Annotated in this window: 19 protein-coding genes; 6 read left to right on the forward strand and 13 right to left on the reverse strand. The window is 65.6% G+C overall.

Features of this window, described 5'->3' with window-relative positions:
• Positions 1 to 304 precede the first annotated feature (304 nt).
• The 6 genes from tkt (at position 305) to pgl (ending at position 8,570) form a co-directional block, all read left to right on the forward strand.
• Positions 305 to 2,422 (forward strand): transketolase, encoded by a 2,118-nt coding sequence (tkt, locus tag QMG72_RS03565; protein ID WP_282359979.1) that lies wholly within the window; start codon positions 305 to 307, stop codon positions 2,420 to 2,422.
• A 66-nt stretch (positions 2,423 to 2,488) separates the two neighbouring features.
• Positions 2,489 to 3,619: a transaldolase gene (tal, locus tag QMG72_RS03570; protein WP_283479669.1), complete on the forward strand. Its 1,131-nt coding sequence runs from the start codon at positions 2,489 to 2,491 to the stop codon at positions 3,617 to 3,619.
• A gap of 4 nt (positions 3,620 to 3,623) precedes the next feature.
• Positions 3,624 to 5,258, forward strand: coding sequence for a glucose-6-phosphate isomerase (locus QMG72_RS03575; protein ID WP_283479671.1), 1,635 nt, complete (start codon positions 3,624 to 3,626; stop codon positions 5,256 to 5,258).
• 15 nt (positions 5,259 to 5,273) lie between these two features.
• On the forward strand, positions 5,274 to 6,836 hold the full coding sequence (gene zwf, locus QMG72_RS03580; protein ID WP_226774889.1) for a glucose-6-phosphate dehydrogenase: 1,563 nt from the start codon (positions 5,274 to 5,276) through the stop codon (positions 6,834 to 6,836).
• Positions 6,833 to 7,774 (forward strand): glucose-6-phosphate dehydrogenase assembly protein OpcA, encoded by a 942-nt coding sequence (locus QMG72_RS03585; protein ID WP_226774888.1) that lies wholly within the window; start codon positions 6,833 to 6,835, stop codon positions 7,772 to 7,774. Before zwf ends, QMG72_RS03585 begins: the two co-directional genes overlap by 4 nt.
• Positions 7,764 to 8,570: a 6-phosphogluconolactonase gene (gene pgl / locus QMG72_RS03590; RefSeq protein WP_226774887.1), complete on the forward strand. Its 807-nt coding sequence runs from the start codon at positions 7,764 to 7,766 to the stop codon at positions 8,568 to 8,570. Before QMG72_RS03585 ends, pgl begins: the two co-directional genes overlap by 11 nt.
• Positions 8,571 to 8,601: 31 nt before the next feature.
• Here pgl and QMG72_RS03595 read toward each other — a convergent pair whose 3' ends face one another.
• The 13 genes from QMG72_RS03595 to uvrA form a co-directional block, all read right to left on the reverse strand.
• The gene (locus QMG72_RS03595; protein ID WP_226774886.1) at positions 8,602 to 8,982 is read right to left on the reverse strand and encodes an RNA polymerase-binding protein RbpA; all 381 of its coding nucleotides are present in this window, start codon (positions 8,980 to 8,982) and stop codon (positions 8,602 to 8,604) included.
• A gap of 117 nt (positions 8,983 to 9,099) precedes the next feature.
• The gene (gene secG, locus QMG72_RS03600; RefSeq protein WP_226774885.1) at positions 9,100 to 9,357 is read right to left on the reverse strand and encodes a preprotein translocase subunit SecG; all 258 of its coding nucleotides are present in this window, start codon (positions 9,355 to 9,357) and stop codon (positions 9,100 to 9,102) included.
• Between the two features lie 49 nt (positions 9,358 to 9,406).
• The gene (gene tpiA, locus QMG72_RS03605; protein ID WP_226774884.1) at positions 9,407 to 10,222 is read right to left on the reverse strand and encodes a triose-phosphate isomerase; all 816 of its coding nucleotides are present in this window, start codon (positions 10,220 to 10,222) and stop codon (positions 9,407 to 9,409) included.
• A gap of 81 nt (positions 10,223 to 10,303) precedes the next feature.
• Entirely contained in the window at positions 10,304 to 11,530 is a 1,227-nt protein-coding gene (locus tag QMG72_RS03610; RefSeq protein WP_282359944.1) for a phosphoglycerate kinase, read from the reverse strand.
• A gap of 10 nt (positions 11,531 to 11,540) precedes the next feature.
• Positions 11,541 to 12,551 carry a type I glyceraldehyde-3-phosphate dehydrogenase gene (gene gap, locus QMG72_RS03615; protein ID WP_226774882.1) on the reverse strand — a complete coding sequence of 337 codons (1,011 nt, stop codon included), beginning with the start codon at positions 12,549 to 12,551 and terminating at the stop codon, positions 11,541 to 11,543.
• A gap of 255 nt (positions 12,552 to 12,806) precedes the next feature.
• Positions 12,807 to 13,430, reverse strand: coding sequence for a superoxide dismutase (locus tag QMG72_RS03620; protein ID WP_226774881.1), 624 nt, complete (start codon positions 13,428 to 13,430; stop codon positions 12,807 to 12,809).
• Between the two features lie 172 nt (positions 13,431 to 13,602).
• Entirely contained in the window at positions 13,603 to 14,583 is a 981-nt protein-coding gene (whiA, locus tag QMG72_RS03625) for a DNA-binding protein WhiA (protein WP_226774880.1), read from the reverse strand.
• A gap of 10 nt (positions 14,584 to 14,593) precedes the next feature.
• Complete coding sequence (locus tag QMG72_RS03630; protein ID WP_283479677.1) at positions 14,594 to 15,613, reverse strand: gluconeogenesis factor YvcK family protein; 1,020 nt, start codon at positions 15,611 to 15,613, stop codon at positions 14,594 to 14,596.
• Positions 15,613 to 16,536 carry an RNase adapter RapZ gene (rapZ, locus tag QMG72_RS03635; RefSeq protein ID WP_226774878.1) on the reverse strand — a complete coding sequence of 308 codons (924 nt, stop codon included), beginning with the start codon at positions 16,534 to 16,536 and terminating at the stop codon, positions 15,613 to 15,615. Before rapZ ends, QMG72_RS03630 begins: the two co-directional genes overlap by 1 nt.
• Before the next feature lie 122 nt (positions 16,537 to 16,658).
• Entirely contained in the window at positions 16,659 to 18,686 is a 2,028-nt protein-coding gene (uvrC, locus tag QMG72_RS03640) for an excinuclease ABC subunit UvrC (protein WP_226774877.1), read from the reverse strand.
• A gap of 44 nt (positions 18,687 to 18,730) precedes the next feature.
• On the reverse strand, positions 18,731 to 19,399 hold the full coding sequence (locus tag QMG72_RS03645) for a lysophospholipid acyltransferase family protein (RefSeq protein WP_226774876.1): 669 nt from the start codon (positions 19,397 to 19,399) through the stop codon (positions 18,731 to 18,733).
• Positions 19,386 to 20,162, reverse strand: coding sequence for an HAD hydrolase-like protein (locus tag QMG72_RS03650; protein WP_226774875.1), 777 nt, complete (start codon positions 20,160 to 20,162; stop codon positions 19,386 to 19,388). Before QMG72_RS03650 ends, QMG72_RS03645 begins: the two co-directional genes overlap by 14 nt.
• Positions 20,163 to 20,273: 111 nt before the next feature.
• A complete protein-coding gene (uvrA, locus tag QMG72_RS03655; RefSeq protein ID WP_283479740.1) occupies positions 20,274 to 23,114 on the reverse strand; it encodes an excinuclease ABC subunit UvrA in 2,841 nt (946 codons plus the stop codon).
• Between the last annotated feature and the right edge of the window lie 177 nt (positions 23,115 to 23,291).

A 23,291-nucleotide genomic window follows, 5' to 3' on the forward strand; every position in this document is an offset into this window, starting at 1 on the left:
CCGTGATTCATATAACCGGAAATCCCGTCCATTTAGTGAGATTCGCGGCCGTCCGAGGGTGGAATGGGGCTAAGCTGTCTGCAGATCAGCGCGCACGGAACGCCCTGCACGGTCCGTTCCAGTGACTGAAGTGCCTGTCCGGAGTTTCCGCGGATGTCCGATTGCACGCGCGACTGAATGATAGATCAACGTTTCGATGGTGAACGGCTGGTACGTACCGCAGCGGGCACCGAACTGTGCCCGGACGGGACTGACCAAACCACCCGCCGTCAGCACAGAGAGGGGCCCGGTTTTCGTGCCACATTTGGAAGAGCAAGAACTGTCTTGGACCAGCTTGGACCAGCGCGCCGTGGACACTGTCCGCGTTCTCGCTGCCGACGCCGTGGAGAAGGTCGGCAACGGCCACCCGGGGACGGCGATGAGTTTGGCGCCTGCCGCCTACCTTCTCTTCCAGAAGTTGATGCGGCACGATCCGAAGAGACCTGACTGGTTGGGGCGGGACCGTTTTGTGCTCTCCCCCGGGCATACCTCACTGACCTTGTATATCCAGTTGTTCCTTTCCGGGTATGGCCTTGAGCTGGAGGATTTGAAGGCGTTGCGCACCTGGGGTTCGTTGACGCCGGGCCACCCGGAATATCAGCACACGGCCGGGGTGGAGATCACCACTGGGCCGTTGGGTCAGGGTCTGGCGTCCGCGGTGGGTTTTGCCTATTCCCAGCGGCGGATGCGCGGGTTGTTCGATGCTGATGCTCCCGCTGGTGCCAGCCCGTTTGATCACACCATCTGGGTTATTGCCTCCGACGGCGACCTGCAGGAGGGTGTGACCAGTGAGGCGTCCTCCCTCGCCGGCCACCAGGAGCTCGGCAACCTCGTTGTCATTTATGACGAGAACCACATCTCTATCGAGGACGATACCGACGTCGCCTTCACCGAAGATGTCCTGGCCCGCTACGAGGCCTACGGCTGGCACACCCAGCGTGTGGACTGGACCCGGACCGGCGAATACAAGGAGGACGTGCAGGAACTCCACGCCGCACTCCTCGCCGCGAAGGCCCAGACGGACAAGCCCTCGATCATCTCGCTGCGCACCATCATCGGGTACCCGGCACCGAAAAAGCAGAACACCGGTAAAATCCACGGCTCCGCGCTGGGCGCGGAGGAAGTCGCGGGCCTGAAGAAAGTCCTGGGATTCGACCCGGAGCGCTCGTTTCAGGTCGACGACGAGGTCCTGGCGCACACCCGGGAAGCGCAAGACCGCGGCGCCGCGGCCCGTTCCGAGTGGCAGGCGTCCTTCGAGGCGTGGCAGGCCGGGAACCCCGAGGGCGCGGCACTGCTCGAACGCGTCGAGGCGCGTAAACTCCCGGCCGGTTTCGACGCCTCCCTGCCGGTCTTTGAAGCCGGCAAGGACGTTTCAACCCGGGCCGCATCCGGGAAGGTCCTGAACGCGATCGGCCCGGTTATGCCCGAGCTGTGGGGCGGTTCGGCGGACCTGGCGGAGTCGAACAACACCACTATTGAAGGCTCCGCGTCGTTCATCCCGGTGTCCCGGTCCACAAACGCGTGGAAGGGCAACCCGTACGGGCGCGTCCTGCACTTCGGGATCCGTGAGCACGCCGCCGCGTCGATCGTGAACGGCATCACCCTGCACGGGGCGACCCGGGCGTTCTCCGGCACGTTCCTGATCTTCTCCGACTACCAGCGTCCGGCCATCCGGCTCGGTGCGCTGATGGGAGTCCCGTCCTTGTATGTCTGGACGCACGACTCAATCGGTCTCGGCGAAGACGGTCCGACCCACCAGCCGGTCGAGCAGCTTGCGTCACTGCGTGCCGTTCCGGGCCTGGACGTCGTCCGCCCGGGCGACGCGAACGAGGTCGCCGCGGCCTGGAAGGTTATGCTCGAAAACCACCAGAACCCGGCCGGGATCGTGCTGACCCGTCAGAACATTCCCACCTGGGCCCGCGGCGGAGGGGACGCCGACGCGGACACGTTCGCGTCAACCGCCGGTGTCGCAAAGGGCGGATACGTTCTCGCCGAAGCCTCCGCCAACGGCCAAACCGCCCAGGCCCGGGTCATCCTGATCGGCACCGGTTCCGAGGTCCAACTCGCCGTCCGGGCCCGCGAAGCACTGCAGGCCGAAGGCATCCCGACCCGGGTCGTGTCCATGCCGTGCGTGGAATGGTTCAACCAGCAGGACCCCGCGTACCGTGAAGCCGTGCTGCCAAGTGCCGTAAAAGCACGTGTCTCGGTCGAGGCCGGGCTTGCCCTGGGCTGGCGGGAGTTCGTCGGCGACGCCGGCCGTTCCATCAGCCTTGAACACTTCGGCGCTTCCGCGGACTACAAGCGCCTGTTCCAGGAATTCGGCATCACCGCCGAAGCCGTCACCGCCGCAGCCAAGGAATCCCTCGCCGGCCTCACGGCCTGACCCGAACTTCATACCTTCCGGGCCGCCGCCCCAACAGGCGGCGGCCCCAGACTCCAGGAGTGAAATATGACCACCACCCCCGCTTCTTCCCCCACGCAGCAGCTGTCCGACGCCGGCGTCTCCATCTGGCTCGATGACCTCTCCCGCGGGCGCCTCGATACCGGTACCCTGCGCAAACTGATCGAAGAGAAAAACGTCGTGGGGGTCACGACCAACCCGTCGATCTTCCACGCGGCTATCACCACCGGCCACGACTACGACGCCGTCATCGCCGCCCAGGCCGCGGCCGGGGCCAGCGTTGAGGACACCGTCTTCGCCATCACCACAACCGACGTCGCCGACGCGTGCGAGCTCTTCGCCCCGGTGGCGGCTGCCAGCAACGGCATCGACGGGCGTGTGTCCATCGAGGTGGACCCGCGTCTGGCCTGGGACACCGCCGGTACGATCACCGAAGCCAAGGAACTCTACGCCCGGGTCAACAAGGACAACGTCCTGATCAAGATCCCCGCGACCCTCGAAGGCCTCGAAGCAATCACGGCCACCCTGGCGGCCGGCATCAGCGTCAACGTCACGCTGATCTTCTCGCTGGAGCGCTACCGTGCCGTCATCAACGCCTTCCAGACCGGCCTTGAACAAGCCAAAGGCAACGGCCACGACATCGCCACGATCCACTCCGTCGCGTCGTTCTTCGTTTCCCGCGTCGACTCCGAGATTGACAAGCGTCTCGACGCGATCGGCACCGACGAATCCCGGGCCCTCAAGGGCAAAGCCGGCCTGGCCAACGCCCGCCTTGCCTACCAGGTTTACGAAGAGCTCTTTTCCACCGAACGCTGGGGCCTCCTGGCCGTCGCCGGGGCCCGCCCGCAGCGCCCGCTGTGGGCCTCCACCGGAGTCAAGGATCCTGCCTACCCCGACACCCTTTACGTCACCGGGCTTGTGGCCCCCGGCGTTGTGAACACCATGCCGGAGAAGACCCTCGACGCGACCTTCGACCACGGCGCCGTCACGGGGGACACGATCAGCCGCGGCTACGACGACGCCAACGCCACGCTGAATGCACTCGATGCCCTCGGCATTTCCTATAACGAAGTCGTCGCGACCCTCGAAACCGAAGGCCTCGACAAGTTCGTGGCAAGCTGGAAGGAACTGCTGGCCGACGTCGGGGTCGCCCTCGCCGCTGCACGGAAGGACGCTTAGTCCCATGACCACACTCAGCTACGACGCCACGGGCGCCGCCCGCCTCGCCCACGAACAGCACCTGCCTGCCCTGCTGGCGGACAAGGTCGCCACCCGGATCTTCGCCAAGGACCCCACGCTGTGGGGTTCCGAGGCCGAAGCCGAGGCTTCCGTCCGGCTCGGCTGGGTCGAGGCGGCCACGGTCTCCCAGTCCCTGGTGGCGGACATCCTGGCCCTGCGTGACGCACTGCGCGCCGAAGGTGTCCGCCGGATCGTGCTCTGCGGCATGGGCGGTTCCTCGCTGGCCCCGGAGGTCATCGCCGGAACCGCCGGCGTCGAGCTGACCGTCCTGGACAGCACCGATCCGGAACAGGTCTCCGCCGCGCTGGCGGACCGGCTGGCCGAAACCGCTGTTGTGGTGTCCTCGAAGTCCGGATCCACCTTGGAGACGGATTCCCAGCGCCGGATTTTCGAGCATGCCTTCACCGCGGCCGGACTCGACGCGAAGAGCCGGATCATCATCGTCACCGATCCGGGATCCCCGCTGGACAAGGCCTCCCGCGAGGCCGGGTACCGCGCGGTATTCAACGCTGACCCAAACGTCGGCGGCCGCTACTCGGCGCTTACTGCGTTCGGGATGGTTCCGTCCGGCCTTGCCGGGGTGGATATCCAGGCTTTCCTGGACGAAGCGGAGGAAGCCGCCGAGGTCCTCAACGAGGACGGCGGGGAAAACATCGGTCTGGCCCTCGGCGCCGCGCTGGGCGGCACCAAGCCGCTGCGCAACAAGATCGTTATTGCCGAGGACGGCTCGGGGATCAAGGGCTTCGCGGACTGGGCCGAACAGCTCATCGCCGAGTCCACCGGCAAACTCGGCACCGGCGTGTTGCCGGTTGTCGCCGGACCGTCTTCCCCGGAAGCGACCCTCGGCGCCGCGGACGTCCTCGTCATCCGCCTTGTGGCGGCCGATGCCGACGTCGACCTCGGTGAGAACGAGGTTGCGATTGCCGGCGGCCTGCCCACCCAAATGATGACGTGGGAGTTCGCCACGGCTGTCGCCGGGCGCCTCCTCGGGATCAACCCCTTTGACCAGCCTGACGTCGAAGCTGCCAAGGTGGCCGCCCGCGGCCTCCTTGACGCGCAGCCGGAGCCGACGCCGGCGGCCTTTACCGACGGTGCTATCGAGGTCCGCGGAGGTTCCTGGCTTGGCGGCGCCCGAACCGCTGCCGGCGCTCTCAGTGCGCTGCTCGGCGAACTGGAGCCGGACAGCTACCTCAGTGTCCAGGCCTACTTTGACCGACTCGCCTACGCACCCCTTGAGGACGTCCGGGACCAACTGGCAGCCGTCACCCGCCGCCCCGTGACGTTCGGCTGGGGCCCGCGGTTCCTGCACTCGACCGGGCAGTTCCATAAGGGCGGACCCGCGATCGGTGTCTTCCTGCAGGTGAGCGCAGCGGCAGCCACCGACCTGGCCATCCCGGATCGGCCTTTCAGCTTCGGGGAGTTGATCTCGGCCCAAGCCGCCGGCGATGCGCAAGTCCTCTCGGAACACGGCCGCCCGGTCCTGCGCCTGCACCTCACGGACCGCGCCGCAGGCGTCTGCCAGTTGCGGGAAATCGTTGCGGCGCTGGCCGGCCAGGCAGTCCCCTCCACCGAAAGCTAAGGCACCCACCCAACCATGCCAGAAAACCACAACGGCAACCGCAATTCCACGGGCCGGGGGCGGAACCCGCTCCGGGACCCGAGGGACCGGCGCCTGAACCGTATTGCCGGACCGTCGTCGCTGGTCCTGTTCGGGGTCACGGGAGACCTCGCCCGTAAAAAGCTCATGCCGGCCGTCTACGACCTGGCCAACCGCGGGCTGCTCCCGCCCAGTTTCGCGCTCGTCGGTTTTGCGCGGCGGAACTGGGAGAATGAGGACTTCGCCGCCGAGGTGAAGACGGCGGTGAAGGCTTACGCCCGCACCCCGTTTGATGAGACCGTGTGGACCCAACTGTCCGAGGGCATCCGTTTTGTGCAGGGCGAGTTCGACGACGACGAAGCGTTTAAGCGCCTCAGTGAAACCATCGACGAACTCGACGAACAGCGCGGAACCCGCGGCAACCACGCGTTCTACCTCTCCATCCCCCCGAACGCCTTCGAACTGGTGTGCCGGCAGCTGTCCAAACATGGCCTGGCGCAGGCCGCCGGAGACAAGTGGCGGCGCGTTGTGATCGAAAAGCCGTTCGGCCACAACTTGGAATCGGCACGCCAGCTCAACAACATCGTGGAATCCGTCTTCCCGCCCGATTCCGTTTTCCGGATCGACCACTATCTGGGCAAGGAGACGGTGCAGAACATTCTGGCACTGCGCTTCGCCAACCAGCTCTTCGAACCGCTCTGGAACGCCAACTACGTCGACCACGTCCAGATCACCATGGCCGAGGACATCGGCACCGGTGGCCGGGCGGGCTACTACGACGGTGTCGGCGCAGCCCGCGACGTCCTCCAGAACCACCTGCTGCAGCTCCTGGCGCTCACCGCAATGGAAGAGCCGATTTCATTCAACGCCGATGACCTGCGCGCGGAAAAAGAGAAGGTCCTTGCAGCGGTCCGGCTCCCCGCAGACCTGTCCACCCACTCGGCCCGAGGGCAATTCACCGGCGGCTGGCAGGGCGGCGAGCAAGTTGTTGGCTATCTGGAGGAAGAAGGCATCCCGGCGGACTCCAAAACGGAGACCTTCGCCGCGATCCGGGTCGACATCAACACCCGGCGCTGGGCGGGAGTGCCGTTCTACCTTCGCGCCGGCAAAAGGCTGGGCCGCCGGGTGACCGAGATCGCTGTGGTGCTCAAGCGCGCACCGAACCTGCTCTTCACCGACCACGGTGAGGACGACTTCGGCCAGAACGCCGTGGTGATCCGGGTCCAACCCGACGAGGGCGCCACCATCCGGTTCGGCTCCAAGGTGCCGGGCACGCAGATGGAGGTCCGGGACGTCACGATGGACTTCGGCTACGGCCACTCCTTCACCGAGTCCAGCCCCGAGGCCTACGAACGGCTGATCCTTGACGTGCTGCTTGGTGAACCGCCGCTCTTTCCCCGCCACGCGGAAGTCGAGCTGTCCTGGAAGATCCTGGACCCGTTCGAGGAATACTGGGCGTCCCTGCCTGAACAACCGGAACCGTACGCCCCCGGAAGCTGGGGGCCGGCTTCCGCCGACCAGCTGCTTGCCCGCGACGGACGAACCTGGAGAAGGCCATGATCGTAGATCTTCCCGACACCACCACCTCGAAGATCTCCAAGAAGATCACGGCACTGCGTGAGCAGGGCGGCGTGATCGCCCTGGGACGGGTACTGACCCTGGTGGTCGTCACCAAGTCCGGGCTCGAGGAGGAGGCTATCGAAGCCGCCAATGAGGCCAGCCGCGAGCACCCCTGCCGGATCATCGTCCTTGCCGACGCTGGCGCCAAGGCTCCCACCCGGCTCGACGCGCAGATCCGGGTGGGCGGTGACGCCGGCGCATCCGAGGTTATTTTGCTCCGCGGTTACGGCGAACTCGCGGAGGAAAGCGAATCGCTCGTTGCGGCGCTGCTGCTGCCGGACGCGCCGATTGTAGCCTGGTGGCCGCACGGTGCCCCGAAGAATGCGTGCGAGACGTCCATCGGCCGGATCGCGCACCGGCGCATCACGGACTCGGGCAACGAGGCGGACCCGCAGCGGGCCCTCGAGAACGTCCGCCGCACCTATAAAGCCGGTGATACGGATCTCGCCTGGACGCGCCTGACCAACTGGCGAATCCAGCTGGCGGCGGTCCTGGACCAGGTGGACAGCTCACCGGTCACGGCCGTCGCCGTCGAAGGCGCCTCGGACTCCCCCAGTACTATCCTGCTCGCCGCATGGCTGACGCTGGCACTGGATGCCCCGGTGACAATTGTCGCTGACCCGGCCGGCACCGGAATCCGGCGTGTCCGGCTGACCCGGTCCAGCGGGGACGTGCAGCTGTTCCGGCCCGGGCAGACAGTGGCGGAACTGAGCCAGCCGGGCCAGCCGGTGCAGCGCATCTCCCTTCCGCGCCGCAGCCTGAAGGACTGCCTGGCCGAGGAGCTGCGTCGGCTCGATCCGGACGAAGTGTTTGGTGAAGTGATTACTATTGGACTGCCACGTACCAACTTAAGGAGTGTCCGTCCCAGTGAGCGCTGAGCCCAGAGTAAGCATCCATCCCGACTCGACCGTTCTGATGGCCGCCATCGCGGCCCGCCTGATCACCAAGCTCGTGGACATTCAGGACAAACACGGCGAAGCGACGGTGGTGCTGACCGGTGGCTCGATGGGCATCGGGTCGCTCAAGGCAGTCGCCGAGTCGCCTGCTGCGCCCGCCGTGGACTGGTCGAAGGTCAATTTCTGGTGGGGTGATGAGCGGTTCCTCGCAGCCGAGGACCCTGAACGCAACGCCCGACAGGCCCGCGATGCGTTGCTCTCCCATATCAACGCCGATCCGGAGCGAATCCACACCCCCGGTTCCACCGCGGACTTTGACACTCCGGAAGAGGCTGCCGCGGACTATTCCCGCCGTCTGGCCGCGGCCGCGGCTGCGGAACACGCCGCGGACATGTCCGACGACCGGCCGGAGCGGCCCGGGGTCCTCCCCCGCTTCGACATCGTGCTCCTCGGCGTGGGTCCGGACGCGCACGTCGCCTCGCTGTTCCCCGAACAGGCCGGCGTCAGGGAGAAGCAACTGACGGTGGTGGGGGTCCGCAACTCCCCCAAGCCGCCGCCGATGCGGGTGTCGCTGACGCTGCCGGCCATTAACACGGCACTGGAAATTTGGATGGTCGTTGCCGGCGAGGACAAAGCCGGTGCGGTCGGACTGGCCCTTGCCGGAGCCAACCCGGTACAGGTGCCGGCGGCAGGTCCAAGGGGCCGGGACGAGACGCTGTGGCTGATCGACGAAAATGCGGCCTCGCACGTTCCGGAACAGTTGGTGCGCAAGGCCTAGGCCGCTCTCTTCCACCGCCTATCCTGCCAATCTATCCTGGCGGGAAGGATCGGCTGGCGCGCAGCCGCTCCAGCGCTCCGGCCAGGACGTCCTCGGCGTCTTGGCTGGAGCGCCGTTCTTTAACGTATTCGAGGTGGCTCTTGTAGCCTTCCGCCGGGACGTCATCGAGTGAGAATTGGGTTTCGTCCCGGGTTGCGGTTCCGCCGCAGTGCCGGCAGTCCCAGACACCGGGGATCTGCTCGTCGGGCAGCTGCGCGAAAACCAGTGCAGTCTCGTGGCCCTTGGCGCAACGGTAGGAGAACCGGGTGCGTGGTATCCGGGCGGCCGCGCTGGCAGGCGGCTCGTGGCGTGCTGGAGCCCCTTCTGTGGCACCTACCCGGGTTCCCCGGAACCCGGAGGCAGAATGAAGCATCGGGAGCTCCTGGCTACTCGAGGGACGGAATGCGCATGCAATCAGCCACAGTGTAGTTGGTGAGCTCCCGATGCCGGGAGGGCCAGAGGACCCGTTATTGAGTTTTCGGCCGTTGGGTCAGGAGTCGCCGGCACCGCTGAAACGCATCAGCAGACCCAGCCCGATGATCACAATGCCCCAGGTGATGCCAAGGATGACCGTAAAGCGGTTCAGGTTCCGTTCGGCGACGCCGGAGGAGCTGAGGCCGGAGGTCATGCCGCCGCCGAACATGTCGGACAGGCCGCCACCGCGACCCTTATGCAGCAGGATGAGCAAGGTCAGCAGCAGGCTGGTGATGCCCAGGAGGACCTGCAGAATGACATGAAGAACGTCCACGACGGCCTTTCAGAAGATTTGGATTGCGGGGGCCACGATGGTGTCCGGACTAATCCGTCAGCAGGTGACTCTCGAACCTGACAATATTAGCAAACTCGGCGGCATCCAGGCTGGCGCCGCCAACAAGCAAGCCGTCCACGTCGTGCTCTTTCATGATGGCGGCAGCGTTGTTGGCCTTAACCGAACCGCCGTAAAGCAGCCGGGTCTTGGCGGCGACGTCGGCACCAAAAAGGGTGGACAGTTCGCTGCGGATCGCGGCACACATTTCCTGCGCGTCGTCCGGACCGGCAACTTCGCCCGTTCCGATGGCCCAAACGGGCTCGTAGGCGACGACGAGTTCCGCGGCCTGCTCGGGGGTGAGGCCCTCGACGCCAGCCCGGAGCTGCGCGAGTGTGTGGTCAACGTGCGTTCCGGCCTGCCGGATTTCCAGGCCTTCGCCGACGCACAGCACGGGGGTAATGCCGTGCCGGAAGGCTGCCTTGGTCTTCGCGTTGAGGACCTCGTCAGCTTCGTGGTGGATGGTGCGGCGTTCGCTGTGCCCGACCAGGACGTAGCTGCAGCCAAGCTTGGCGAGGAACTGCCCGGAAATGTCGCCGGTGTACGCACCGGAGTCGGCCGGCGAGAGATCCTGGCCACCGTAGACAACCTTCAGCTCATCGCCCTGGACGAGCGTCTGGACACCGCGAAGGTCGGTAAACGGCGGGAAAACGGCAACCTCCGCCCGGCTGTAGTCGTGCTTGGCGTCCGAGAGGGTCCAGGCCAGCTTCTGCAGCAGGGTAATGCCCTGGACGTGGTCCATGTTCATCTTCCAGTTGCCAGCGATGAAGGGCGTCCGGTCGAATTTTCCGTTGCTTGACGTAGTCACGTGGTCTCCAAAAAGTTCGTAGCAGTGAAACAGCCGGCAGGGCGCCCGTCCTTTGAGAAGGGGCCCTGCCGGCTGGAGGATTTAGCGGTCCAGGACGCTCAGGCCGGGAAGTTCCTTGCCTTCAAGGTACTCCAGGCTGGCGCCGCCGCCGGTGGAAATGTGCCCAAACTGATCATCGGCGAAACCGAGGGTCCGGACCGCGGCGGCGGAGTCGCCGCCGCCGACGACTGTGAACGCCCCGGTTTCGGTTAGTGCCGCGGCGACGGCCCGTGTCCCGGCGGCGAACGCAGGGAACTCGAATACCCCCATGGGTCCGTTCCAGAACACCGTCCTGGCGCCCTGGATCCGTTCCGCGAACGCGGCAGACGATTCCGGACCGATGTCCAGGCCAATGCCCTGCGCGCCGAAGCTGCTGCCTTCCATCGCGTCCGCACGCACCGTCTCCTGCGCGGCGTCGGCGGCGAACTTATTTGCCACCACGACGTCGGTGGGAACCACAAATTCGGTCCCGGCGGCCGCTGCGCGCGCCAGATAGTCCTGCACGACCGGAATCTGGTCCTCTTCGAGCAAACTGCCGGCCACCTTGTGGCCCGCGGCGGCGAGGAAGGTGAACAACATGCCACCGCCGACCAGGATGGTGTCTGCCTTGCCGATGAGGTTGTTGATCACGGCCAGCTTGTCCGAGACCTTGGAACCGCCCAGCACAACGACGTAGGGCCGCTGCGTGTCGGTGGTGAGCTTGCGCAGCACCTCGACCTCGGTGCGGACCAAGTCGCCCTGGTAGGAGGGCAGGCGGGTCGCGACGTCGTACACACTGGCGTGCTTGCGGTGTACGGCGCCGAAGGCGTCGTCCACAAACGCGCCGTGGGATCCGGTGAGGGCCACCAGCTCATCGGCGAATGCGCCCCGTTCAACGTCGTCCTTTGACGTCTCCCGGGCGTCGAAACGAACGTTCTCCAGGACCAGGGCCTCGCCGTCCTGCAGCGCCGCCGCTCCGGCCGCAGCGGAACTGCCGACGGTGTCCCCTGCAAGGGAGACCTTGAAGGAGGCGAGTTCGGCAAGCCGCGCGACAGCTGGCTTGAGTGAGAACTTGTCCTCGGGGGCGCCCTTGGGGCGGCCGAGGTGGGCTGTAACCAGCACGCGGGCACCGGCATCCGTGAGCTTCGCCAGCACTGGGAGGGAGGCCTTGATGCGGCCGTCGTCAGTGACTGAAGAGCCGTCGAGCGGTACGTTCAGGTCACTTCTGACCAGAACGTACCGCCCGCGGACACCATCAGCGATCAGTTCGTTGAGGGTGTGGAATGTCATGAGTCTTACCCTAGCCCAGCTTGGCTGCGACGAGCTCCGTGAGGTCCACGAGGCGGTTGGAGTAGCCCCACTCGTTGTCGTACCAGGAAACAACCTTGACCTGGTTGCCGATCACTTTGGTGAGCCCGGAGTCGAAGATGGAGGATGCCGGGTCGCCGACGATGTCGGAGGAGACAATCGGCTCGTCGGTGTAGGTCAGCAGGCCCTTGAGTTCGGGAGTTTCGGACGCGGCCTTGAGCGCGGCGTTGACTTCCTCGACGGTCGTCTCTCGCGACACAATAACGGTCAGGTCGGTTGCGGAGCCGGTAGGGACCGGCACGCGGATGGCGTAGCCGTCGAGCTTGCCCTTGAGTTCGGGCAGGACCAGTCCGATTGCCTTGGCCGCGCCGGTGGAGGTGGGAACCATGTTGATGGCTGCGGCACGGGCACGGCGGAGGTCCTTGTGCGGGCCGTCCTGCAGGTTCTGGTCAGCGGTGTATGCGTGGATGGTGGTCATCAGGCCGCGCTCGATGCCAAAGGCGTCGTTGAGCACCTTGGCGAGCGGGCCGAGGCAGTTGGTGGTGCAGGAGGCGTTGGAAATGATGTGGTGAGCGGCCGGGTCGTAAAGCCCTTCGTTCACACCCATCACGATCGTGATGTCCTCGTCCGAGGCGGGGGCGGAAATCAGGACCTTCTTGGCGCCGGCATCGATGTGCTTCTGCGCATCGGCGGCCTTGGTGAAGAAACCGGTGGACTCGATCACAACGTCGACTCCGAGCTCGCCCCAGGGCAGCTTGGCGGGGTCGCGCTCGGCGAGGACCTTAACGGTCTTGCCGTCGACGACGATGTTGCCGTCCTTGACTTCGATGGTCTGGGCCAGACGGCCGCCGACGGAATCGTATTTGAAGAGGTGCGCCAGTGCTTCCGGGCTGGTGAGGTCGTTGACTGCAACGATCTCGAGGTCCGCCCCCTGGGCGAGTGCGGCGCGGAAGTAGTTGCGGCCAATACGGCCAAAGCCGTTAATACCAATACGGGTGGTCACGTTTTCAGTCTCCTTGGTGCTTTTACAAGCACGACTAGTTGAGAAGGCGCTCAAGCCAACTAACAGATCCCGCACGCCATTGGGCAGAGATGATTACCAGATCGGAGGGCGACCAGCCACATTGCTGAAGGCTAACCGCCTTCCGTGATCCATCTTACGTTTAGCTTGGCCCGCCCCCGCAAGTGCGGGGGCGGACCGTCCACAATTTGGGCCGAACGGGCCCAATTGTGAGCTTTGTTACAGCCGCATGACCTGCTACAGCGTGATCAGGCCGGTGGCGTTCTGGCGGGCGGCGTCAAAGCGCTTGGCGACGTCGGCCCAGTTCACGATGTTCCAGAAGGCCTTGACGTAGTCTGCTTTGACGTTGACGTAGTCCAGGTAGAAGGCGTGCTCCCACATGTCCAGCATCAGCAGCGGCGTGGTACCGACAGCGACGTTGCCCTGCTGATCGTAGAGCTGCTCGATCACGAGGTTTCCGCCGATCGGCTCGTAGGCCAGGAACGCCCAGCCGGAGCCCTGCAGGCCCATGGCCGCGGCGGTGAAGTGCGCCCGGAACGCGTCAAAGGAGCCGAAGGCGTCATCGATGGCGGCCGCCAGCTCGCCTTCGGGCTTGTCCCCGCCATCAGGGGAGAGGTTGTTCCAGAACACGGAGTGGTTGATGTGTCCGCCGGTGTGGAACGCAAGGTCCTTGGAGAGGCGGTTGATGTTGGCGAAGTCGCCCTTTTCGCGTGCTTCGGCCAGCTGGGCCAGGGCGTTGTTGGCGCCGGCCACGTAGGCGGCGTGGTGCTTGCTGTGGTGCAGCTCCATGATCCGCGCGGAGATGTGGGGCTCCAGCGCTGCGTAGTCATAGCTGAGGTCGGGCAGTACGTACTCGGTCACAAAATCCTCCAATGTCGTGGACTGGTTGTCCGTTTGGTAAGTCTCGGATTGTGCATCCGGATGTGTTTGCACCCGGAAGTTTCTGGATCGGGATCCAGTGGGCATAGCCTCCGGTCCGGCTGAGGTATTCCCGCTGCCCCATCTGAATTCTGCAGTTGTTTCTGAGGAGAGGCTACTCGTCAAGCATTTCCGGTGTCACATTCGCTTCCGTACCGGGGATGCCGAGGTCCTGCGCCCGTTTATCCGCCATGGCGAGCAGCCGGCGGATCCGTCCCGCGATTGCGTCCTTGGTCATCACCGGGTCCGCGAGCCGGCCCAGTTCGTCCAGGCTGGCCTGCTTGTGCGCGACCCGCAGCTCACCGGCGTACTTCAAGTGCTCCGGTACGTCGTCGCCGAGGATTTCCAGGGCCCGGTCCACGCGGGCTCCGGCAGCGACGGCGGCCTGCGCGGAACGGCGCAGGTTGGCGTCGTCGAAGTTGGCCAGCCGGTTCGCGGTGGCACGGACTTCCTTGCGCATCCGGCGCTCTTCCCAGACCATCAGCGCGTCGTGGGCGCCCATCCGGGTCAGCAGCGCGGCGATCGTGTCGCCGTCGCGGATAACCACTCGGTCCACTCCCCTGACTTCGCGGGCCTTGGCCTGGATGCCGAGCCGACGGGCGGCGCCGACGAGGGCCAGTGCGGACTCCGGGCCGGGGCAGGTGACCTCCATGGCAGAAGAGCGGCCGGGTTCGGTGAGGGATCCGTGGGCAAGGAAGGCGCCGCGCCAGACGGCCTCGGCGTCGGCCGCGGATCCATTCACCACGACCGAGGGCAGGCCGCGGACCGGGCGGCCGCGGGCGTCCAGGAGACCCGTCTGCCGGGCCAACGCTTCGCCGTCGCGGACCACACGCACCACGTAGCGGCTGCCGCGCCGCAGCCCGCCGCCGGACACAACGATGATCTCGCTCTGGTGTCCGTACACTTCGGCGATGGCTGCCCGGAGCCGGCGCGCAGTCGACGCGAGATCCACCTCGGCTTCGATCACAATCCGGCCCGAGATGATGTGCAGCCCGCCGGCGAAGCGGAGCATGGCGGACACTTCAGCCTTGCGGACCGAGGATTTCTTGATGTCCAGCCGGGACAGTTCTTCCTTGACTGATGCTGTCAGTGCCATGGCACCTTTCCTACCTGTTCCCGAAAATGTCGTGGTAAGCCGTTGCCAGCCGCAGGGGGTCGTGGATGGGATGGCGGCGCGACGCCCCCACTTTACCCAACACCACCTCGGCGCCGAGCATCCCGGCGGCCTGTTCGAAGTCGGCGAGGTCAGCCACGGACGCCGGATCGGCCAGGACGACGTCGATCGTAAAGTCCGGCGCGTACTGCCGGAGCACCCGCAGGTGGTCGGCGGCGGACATCCCGAGGGTTTCCTTGGTGTCCGTGGCGAGGTTCATGGTCAGGCACCGGCGGGCTGCCGTGTTGCACAGCGCTTCACGCATTTCCGGCAGCAGCAGGTGCGGCAGCACGGAGGTGTACCAGGAGCCCGGGCCGAGGATGACCCAGTCGGCCAATTCGATCGCGGTGAGTGCCTCGATGCAGGCCGGGGCGTTCTCCGGCAACAGCCGGACGCTTTCCAGTGAGCCCGCGACGGCGCATTTGGCCTGCCCGGACACCGTGTGCAGCGCCGAGGTGCCGTCCGGGGCGGTGACCCGGACCTGGCCCTCGATGGTCAGCGGGAGGCTGGACATCGGCAGGACCTCGCCGCGCGCGCCCAGCAGCGCACCGGCCCATTTGAGGCCCGCCACGGTGTCGCCCAGGAGTTCCCAGAGGGTCACAATCAGCAGGTTGCCCATGGCGTGCTCGTCGAGCGAGCCGCCACGGCCCTTGCCGGGTGCGAATCGGTGCTGCATCACATCCCGCCAGGTGCGGCCCCAGTCGGTGTCGTCACAGAGTGCCGAGAGTGCCATCCGCAGGTCCCCGGGGGGCAGCACGCCATACTCCTCGCGCAGCCGTCCGGAGGAGCCACCGTCATCAGCTACCGTCACGATGGCGGTCAGCTCAGAGGTCAGCAGGCGCAGCGCTGAGAGCGACGCGGCGAGGCCATGGCCGCCGCCGAGCGCGACGACGGAAGGGCCCTTATCCTGCTGGCTGCCGAACGCGGCGCTGGCCGGCGGGACGAGGGGCAACGGCCCGGTGAGCAGCGCCATTATTCGCGGCCCAAGTCCCGGTGGGTGGTGGTCACGGTGACGCGCGGGTACTGCGCGAGCCGGCGGGACAGTTCGACGGCGACGGCGACGGAGCGGTGCTTGCCGCCGGTGCAGCCGACGGCAATGGTCGCGTAGTGCTTGTTCTCCCGGCGGTAGCCGTCCAGGACCGGCTCAAGAGCCAGCACGTAGCGTTCCACAAAATCGCTGACGCCTTGCGCCTTGAGCACATAGTCGCTGACGTCCTCGTCCAGCCCGGTGTGCGGGCGGAGGGCCGGCACCCAATGCGGGTTGGGAATAAAACGGGCATCTGCGACGAAGTTGGCGTCGACCGGAAGCCCGTACTTAAAACCGAAGCTCATCACGTTCAGGCGCAGGGCCACGGGTCCCGTTTCGCTGAAGAGTTCGGTGATCGCCGTCGCGAGCCCGTGCACGTTCAGCGCGGAGGTGTCCAGCACAATGTCGGCAGAGGTTCGCAGTTCGTGGAGCAGTTCGCGTTCCGCGGCGATGCCGTCAAGGATCCTGCCGCCGGCCTGGAGCGGGTGCGGACGCCGGCCCTGCTCGAAGCGGCGGACCAGGACGTCGTCGTTGGCATCGAGGAACAGGACCCGGAACCCGACGCCGCTGGCTTCCAGGTTCCGCAGGGCCGAACGGATGTCGGCGAACAGCTCCTTGCTCCGGACATCCATCACAACAGCAAGCTTGGAAATAGAACCCGGGGCGTGGGAGACAATTTCCGCGAGGGTGCCGAGCATCTGCGGGGGGAGGTTCTCCACGACGTACCAGCCGTGGTCCTCCAGGGCGTCCGCAGCAGTGCTCCGGCCGGCTCCGGACATGCCCGTCACGACAAGAAGTTCCGCCTCAACGGGCTTTACCGGTGTCATGCCGTCCGGCTCTGTACCGGATCCTGCCGTCGACTCTGCCATCAGTGAAGCCCCGTTCTGCTGTGCTGTTGTGCGCTGCCTCTTCAAGGGTGGCGGCCGCGCAGTGTTCCGTCGCGGCCCGCCTCATCCCAAGTCCTAACCCTAGCTAAGTTTGCCGGCGCTAGCTAAGTGTCCAGGATTTCACCGGTGGTCATGTTGACCGCGGGCACTGTGGCGTTCTCGACGTCGGCGGAGAAGTGCCGCACGATCGCCTCAGCCAGGGACGGACCGATCCCCTTGGCCCCGGTCAGTTCCTCGATGTTGGCCGCCTTGATGCTCTTCACCGAGCCGAACCGGGCGAGCAACGCCTTGCGTTTGGAGTCACCGAGGCCGGGCACACCGTCGAGCGCGGAGACGGTCATCGCCTTGCCGCGCTTTTGCCGGTGGAAGGAAATCGCGAAACGGTGCGCTTCGTCCCTGATGCGTTGCAGCAGATACAGCCCGGCGGAGGCCCGCGGTAGGATCACCGGGAAGTCACTGTCCGGCAACCAGACTTCCTCGAGCCGTTTGGCTAGGCCGACAACGTACACGTCGTCGATGCCCAGCTCGGCCAGGGCCCGGGCGGCCGCGTTGACCTGGGGCTTGCCGCCGTCGACGACGACCAGGTTGGGCGGGTAGGCAAATTTGGTTCGCGGCGCCGGAGTGGTGGTATCCGCCACCGTGGTCCCGGCCGCCGGGGCGACGGCGGCGTCTGCCACAGCGTTCAGCAGCGCCTGGTGTCCGGGTTGCCGGGCCGCGTCTGCCTGGACCGCTTTCTCCTGCAGATAGTTCCGGAAGCGCCGGGTGAGAACGTCATGCATGGCGGCAGTGTCGTCAGTTGCGGCGGCGCCGGTGACGGAGAACTTCCGGTACTCGGACTTCTTCGGCAGGCCGTCTTCCACCACCACCATGGAACCAACAACGTTGGTGCCCTGGACGTGCGAGATGTCGTAGCATTCGATCCGCAGCAGCGCGATCGGCAGATCCAACGCCTCCTGCAGTTCCTGCAGGGCCTGGGAACGCATGGTCAGGTCCCCCGCGCGCCGTGATTTGTGCAGTTTGAGGGCATGCTCGGCGTTCTCCCGGACGGTGGACAGCAGCGCGGCCTTGTCGCCGCGCTGCGGGACACGGACGTCCACCCGGGCCCCGCGCAGCCCGCTGAGCCACTGTGCCAGTTCGGCGGCGTTGCTGGGCTCCGTCGCGACGAGGACCTCCCGCGGCAGCCTGCCCTGCAGTCCTGCTTCCTCGCCGTAGACCTGCTGGAGCAAATGCTCCACCAGGTCCGGGGTGGTGGTGTCCTCGACCTTTTCCACCACCCAGCCGCGCTGACCGCGGATCCGGCCGCCCCGGACGTGGAAGACCTGCACGGCCGCTTCGAGCTCATCCTCGTGCAGGGCAAAAACGTCGGCGTCGGTATCCTCGGCCAGGACCACTGCGTTGCGTTCAAAGACCTTTTTCAGCGCAACGATGTCGTCCCGGATCCGGGCAGCCCGCTCGTAGTCCAGTTCCGCGACCGCCGCAGCCATGTCTTTCTCGAGCCGCGTCACGAAGGGTTTGGCTTCGCCGCCCATAAAGGAGCAGAAGTCCTCGGCCAGCGCGCGGTGGTCTTCGGCCGAGATGCGCCCGACACAGGGTGCCGCGCACTTGTCGATGTAGCCAAGCAGGCACGGCCTGCCGCTGGCTTCGGCCCGTTTCAGGACGCCGGGGCTGCAGCTGCGGACCGGGAAAACGCGCAGCAGGGTGTCCATGGTGTCCCGGATGGCGCCCGCGGTGTAGGGGCCGAAGTAGCGGGTCCCCTTGCGGCGCTCGCCACGCAGGACCTGCACCCGGGGGTATTTCTCCGCCATCGATACGGCGAGATACGGGTAGCTCTTGTCATCCCGGAACATGACATTGAACCGGGGTTTGAATTCCTTGATCCAGGTGTACTCCAGCTGGAGGGATTCAAGTTCGCTGCCGACGACTGTCCACTCGACACTGCTCGCGGTATGCACCATCGCATATGTCTTAGGCAGCAGGCCGGCCGGGTTGGCGAAGTAGGAGTTCAGCCGCGAGCGGAGGTTCTTGGCCTTGCCGACGTAGATGACCCGGCCGTGCGGGTCGCGGAAGCGGTAAACGCCCGGATTGGTCGGAATCTCACCTGTCTGGGGTCGGTAACCCGCTGGATCTGCCACGATTCCAGTCTACTGAGCCTGCAGCAGTGCCCTTGACGGCTGCGCTAGTCCACTGCCTTGCTTTGGTTGTAGCTGGTGGAACGTTCCTGGCCGCTGAGTTCGGCGATCGCGTCCATAATGCGGTCGGTGGCCTGCCGGCGGGCCGGCAGGGAGTGGTCCGGTCCGGTTTTGTCGAAATACATCGGTTCGCCGACCCTCATGGTGAAGTGCTGCGGCTTGACCGACTTGCTGTCCGCCGGCTGCAGGTGCTCGGTGCCGATCAGCCCCACCGGGAGCACCGGGGCGCCGGTGGTCAAGGCAAGCCACCCCACGCCGGTGCGGCCGCGGTAAAGAATTCCGTCGCGGGAGCGGGTGCCCTCCGGGTAAATACCGATGCCCTTGCCGGAGTCCAGGATTTCCAGCAGCGTTTTGAGCGCCTGGACGCTGGCTGCCTGCTCGCCCCGTTCCACCGGGATCGAGCCAACGGCTTCGAAGAAGGACTTCATGACCTTGCCTTTGACTCCGCCGGTGGTGAAGTACTCGGCTTTGGCAAAGAAGGCGACCGGGCGGGGCATCAGCGCCTGGACGATCACGCTGTCCAGGAACGAGAGGTGGTTGGGGGCCACGATGAAGGGACCGTGCTTGGGCACGTTCTCAAGTCCGATGACCGTCGGCCGGCAGGTCGAGGTCACCAGACCCCGGGTGGTCCAGCGGATTGCATCAAACATTGCCATCGGTGCACACCTCGTTTACAGCGTCGTTCGTCAGGTTCGGGTTCACGGCAACCGGGTCCAGCGGCTCCGGATTCACGGCGGTGTCCCGCCGGGTAATGCTCCCGTAGAGTTCGGCGCTGCTGTGCACAACCTCCACGGCGCCGGCAGTGTTCAGTTCCCCAGCCGGAGCGAATCCCCAGCCTACGCCGATACAGTCAAGGCCGTTGGCAGCGGCGCCGGCAACGTCCTGGGCACGGTCCCCCACCATCACGGCACCGCGGGTGTCCAGGCCACGGCCGGAGAAATCCGAGAGCGCCGCGGCAACGATCGATTTCTTCCCCGACTGGGTCCCGGCTGCCGCTGCCTCATCCGCGGCCGAGCCTCGGATGGTGAGGAACAGGCCGGCAATCCCGTGGTGCTCCAGCACTGTCCGGGCCAGGCCCTCGGGTTTCTGGGTGGCGACGGCGATGGGCCGGCCTGCGCCGGCAAAGGTTTCCAGCAGCGCGCGAATACCGGGATAGAGCCGGCTTTGGGCGATGCCGGTGGCCAGATAGTGCGCACGGTAGATGCGGATGGCGTCGTCCAGTTGACCGGCAGGCACCCCGGCGATTTCGGTGAGCGAATGGCTGAGTTTGGGGCCAATCATGGCATCCATTCGGGCTTTACCCGGAATGCGGAGTCCGAGCTCTGTGAGGGCCGCCGCGATTCCGTCCGATATTCCGTGCACCGGATCGACAAGAGTGCCGTCCAGGTCGAAAATCACGGGCACTGTTGTTTGGGTCACCGGCTTAGTTTCTCACGAGTCTCCCGATGCCAGAAACCCGTATGCCCCGAAAGGAATGTATCCGACGCGGCAAGGCCGGCGCTTCGGTGGAAGCACCGGCCCCGGCCGGCTTCAGGCCAGAATGTCGGCCAGGAAGGCTGCGGTATGGCTTTGGGTGGACTTTGCCACCTGTTCCGGTGTTCCGGAAGCTACAATTCGGCCACCGCCGGACCCTCCGTCCGGGCCCAGGTCGACGATCCAGTCAGCGCTTTTAATGACATCGAGGTTGTGCTCGATGGTGATGACGGTGTTGCCCTTGTCCACGAGGCCCTGCAGGACCAGCAGCAGTTTCCGGATGTCCTCGAAGTGCAGCCCTGTGGTCGGTTCGTCAAGGACGTAGATGCTGCGGCCGTTGGAGCGCTTCTGCAGTTCGGCTGCCAGCTTCACCCGCTGGGCCTCGCCGCCGGAGAGTGTCGTCGCGGGCTGCCCCAGCCGGACATAGCCGAGCCCGACGTCGACGAGGGTGCTCAGGTGGCGGGCAATCGGCGAGAACGCCGCGAAGAATTCGGCGCCTTCCTCGATGGGCATGTTCAGTACGTCGGCGATCGTTTTGCCCTTGTAGTGGACTTCCAGGGTTTCGCGGTTGTACCGGGCGCCGTGGCACACCTCGCAGGGTACGTAGACGTCCGGCAGGAAGTTCATTTCGATCTTCAGCGTGCCGTCACCGGAGCAAGCCTCGCAGCGGCCGCCCTTGACGTTGAAGGAGAACCGGCCCGGCAGGTAGCCGCGCACCTTGGCCTCAGTGGTGTCCGCGAAAAGCTTGCGGATATTGTCGAAAACGCCAGTGTAGGTGGCTGGGTTGGACCGCGGTGTGCGGCCGATGGGGCTCTGATCGACGTGGACCACCTTGTCGAGATGCTCGAGGCCCTGGATGGACTTATGCCGTCCGGCCACCTGTTTGGCGCCGTTGAGCTTGTTGGCCAGGACCTTGTACAGGATCTCGTTTACCAGGGTGGACTTGCCGGAGCCGCTGACGCCGGTCACCGCGGTGAACAGACCCAGCGGGAACGTAGCGTCAACGTTCAGGAGGTTGTGCTCCTTGGCGCCGACGACCTTAAGCTCACGCTTTTTGTCGTACTTTCGCCGCTTTTTCGGGACTTCGATCCGCTTCCGGCCGGAGAGGTAGTCACCGGTGAGTGACTCGGTGTTCTCGAGCAGCCCCTGATAGGAACCGGAGTGCACCACCATGCCGCCGTGCTCGCCGGCGCCGGGTCCGATATCGACCACCCAGTCGGCCTCCTGGATGGTGTCCTCGTCGTGTTCGACCACAATCAGGGTGTTGCCGAGGTCCCGCAGCCGGGTGAGTGTCTCGATCAGGCGCCGGTTATCCCGCTGGTGCAGGCCGATGGAAGGCTCGTCCAGGACGTAAAGGACACCCACCAGGCCGGAACCGATCTGGGTGGCCAGCCGGATCCGCTGGGCTTCGCCGCCGGAGAGAGTGCCGGACGCCCGCTCCAGGTTCAAATACTCCAGGCCGACGTCGAGCAGGAAGGTGAGCCGGGCCTGGATCTCCTTAAGGACTTGGTTGGCAATCTGGGCCTCCCGTCCGGTCAGCACCAGGTTGTCCAGGAAATGGGCGCAGTCGCGCATTGGCAACGCGGCGACCGCGGCAATGGACTTGCCGTTGATCAGCACCGAGAGCGAGGCCGGGTTCAGGCGTGCACCGTTGCAGGCCGGGCACGGAATCTGCCGCATGTACTCCTCGTAACGGTCCCGGGCCTTGTCCGAGTCCGTTTCGAGGTGCTTGCGGTGGACGTACTGGATGACGCCTTCGAAGCCTGTGCTGTATTTGCGTTCCCGGCCGAAACGGTTGCGGTACTGCACCACCACTTTGTGGTCCTTGCCGTGCAGCACGGTCTGGCGGGTGTCCTCGGAGAGCTTGTCCCACGGGGTTTTCATGGAGAAACCCAGTTCCTTGGCGAGTCCGCCGAGCAGCCGGTTCCAGTACTCCGTGGTTGCCGTGCCGAGCGACCACGGAGCGATGGCACCCTCCGCCAGGGACAACTCCCCGTTCGGGATGATCAGTTCCTCATCGACCTCGAGCTTCGTGCCGATGCCGCTGCAGGCCGAGCACGCACCGAAAGGGTTGTTAAAGGAAAAGGAGCGGGGTTCGATCTCATCGATCGCCAGGGGGTGCTCATTTGGGCAGGCGAGGTGTTCGGAGAACGCCCGGACCCGCTCCGGGTCGTCAGCTTCGAGGTCGACGAACTCGGCGAGGATCCTGCCCTCGGCAAGGCCCAAGGCAGTTTCCACCGAGTCCGTGAGGCGCTGGCTGATGCCGTCCTTGACCACAAGGCGATCCACCACCACCTCGATGGTGTGTTTGAACTGTTTGCCCAGCTTGGGCGGGTCGCTGAGTTGGATCAGCGTGTCATCGACCCGGGCACGCGAGTAGCCCTTGGCGGTGAGCTCCTTGAACAATTCGACGAATTCGCCCTTGCGGCCCCGGACAACCGGTGCCAGGACCTGGAAGCGGGTGCCTTCCGGCAGCTCCAGGAGCTGGTCCACGATCTGCTGCGGGGTTTGCTTCGCGACGGGCTCCCCGCAGATGGGGCAGTGTGGGCGGCCAACGCGGGCCCACAGGAGCCGCATGTAGTCGTAGATTTCGGTGATGGTACCCACCGTGGAGCGCGGGTTTTTGCTGGTGGACTTCTGGTCGATGGACACCGCGGGCGAGAGGCCCTCGATGAAGTCGACGTCGGGCTTGTCCACCTGGCCGAGGAACTGCCTGGCGTAGGCGGAGAGGGATTCGACGTAGCGGCGTTGGCCTTCGGCAAAAATAGTGTCGAACGCCAGGGACGACTTGCCCGAGCCGGAGAGGCCGGTAAAAACGATCATGGAGTCGCGGGGCAGGTCCAGGTCCACGTTGCGCAGATTATGCTCGCGCGCGCCTTTGACCACCAGCCGCGACATGTCCGGACGCTTCACCGCGGGGCGCGCATCGTCTGCGCGGCCCGGTTTTGCGGACTCCGTCGGGAGGACTGCGGACTGGGAATCTACGGCTGGATCGTCAGCTACGGCTTTAGGCACGCTACCAATGCTAATCGAAAACTTCTTCGAAGATCCATTTCCGGGGCGCCCCGTGCCGCG

This window comes from Pseudarthrobacter sp. PH31-O2, assembly GCF_030063265.1.
GTDB lineage: Bacteria > Actinomycetota > Actinomycetes > Actinomycetales > Micrococcaceae > Arthrobacter.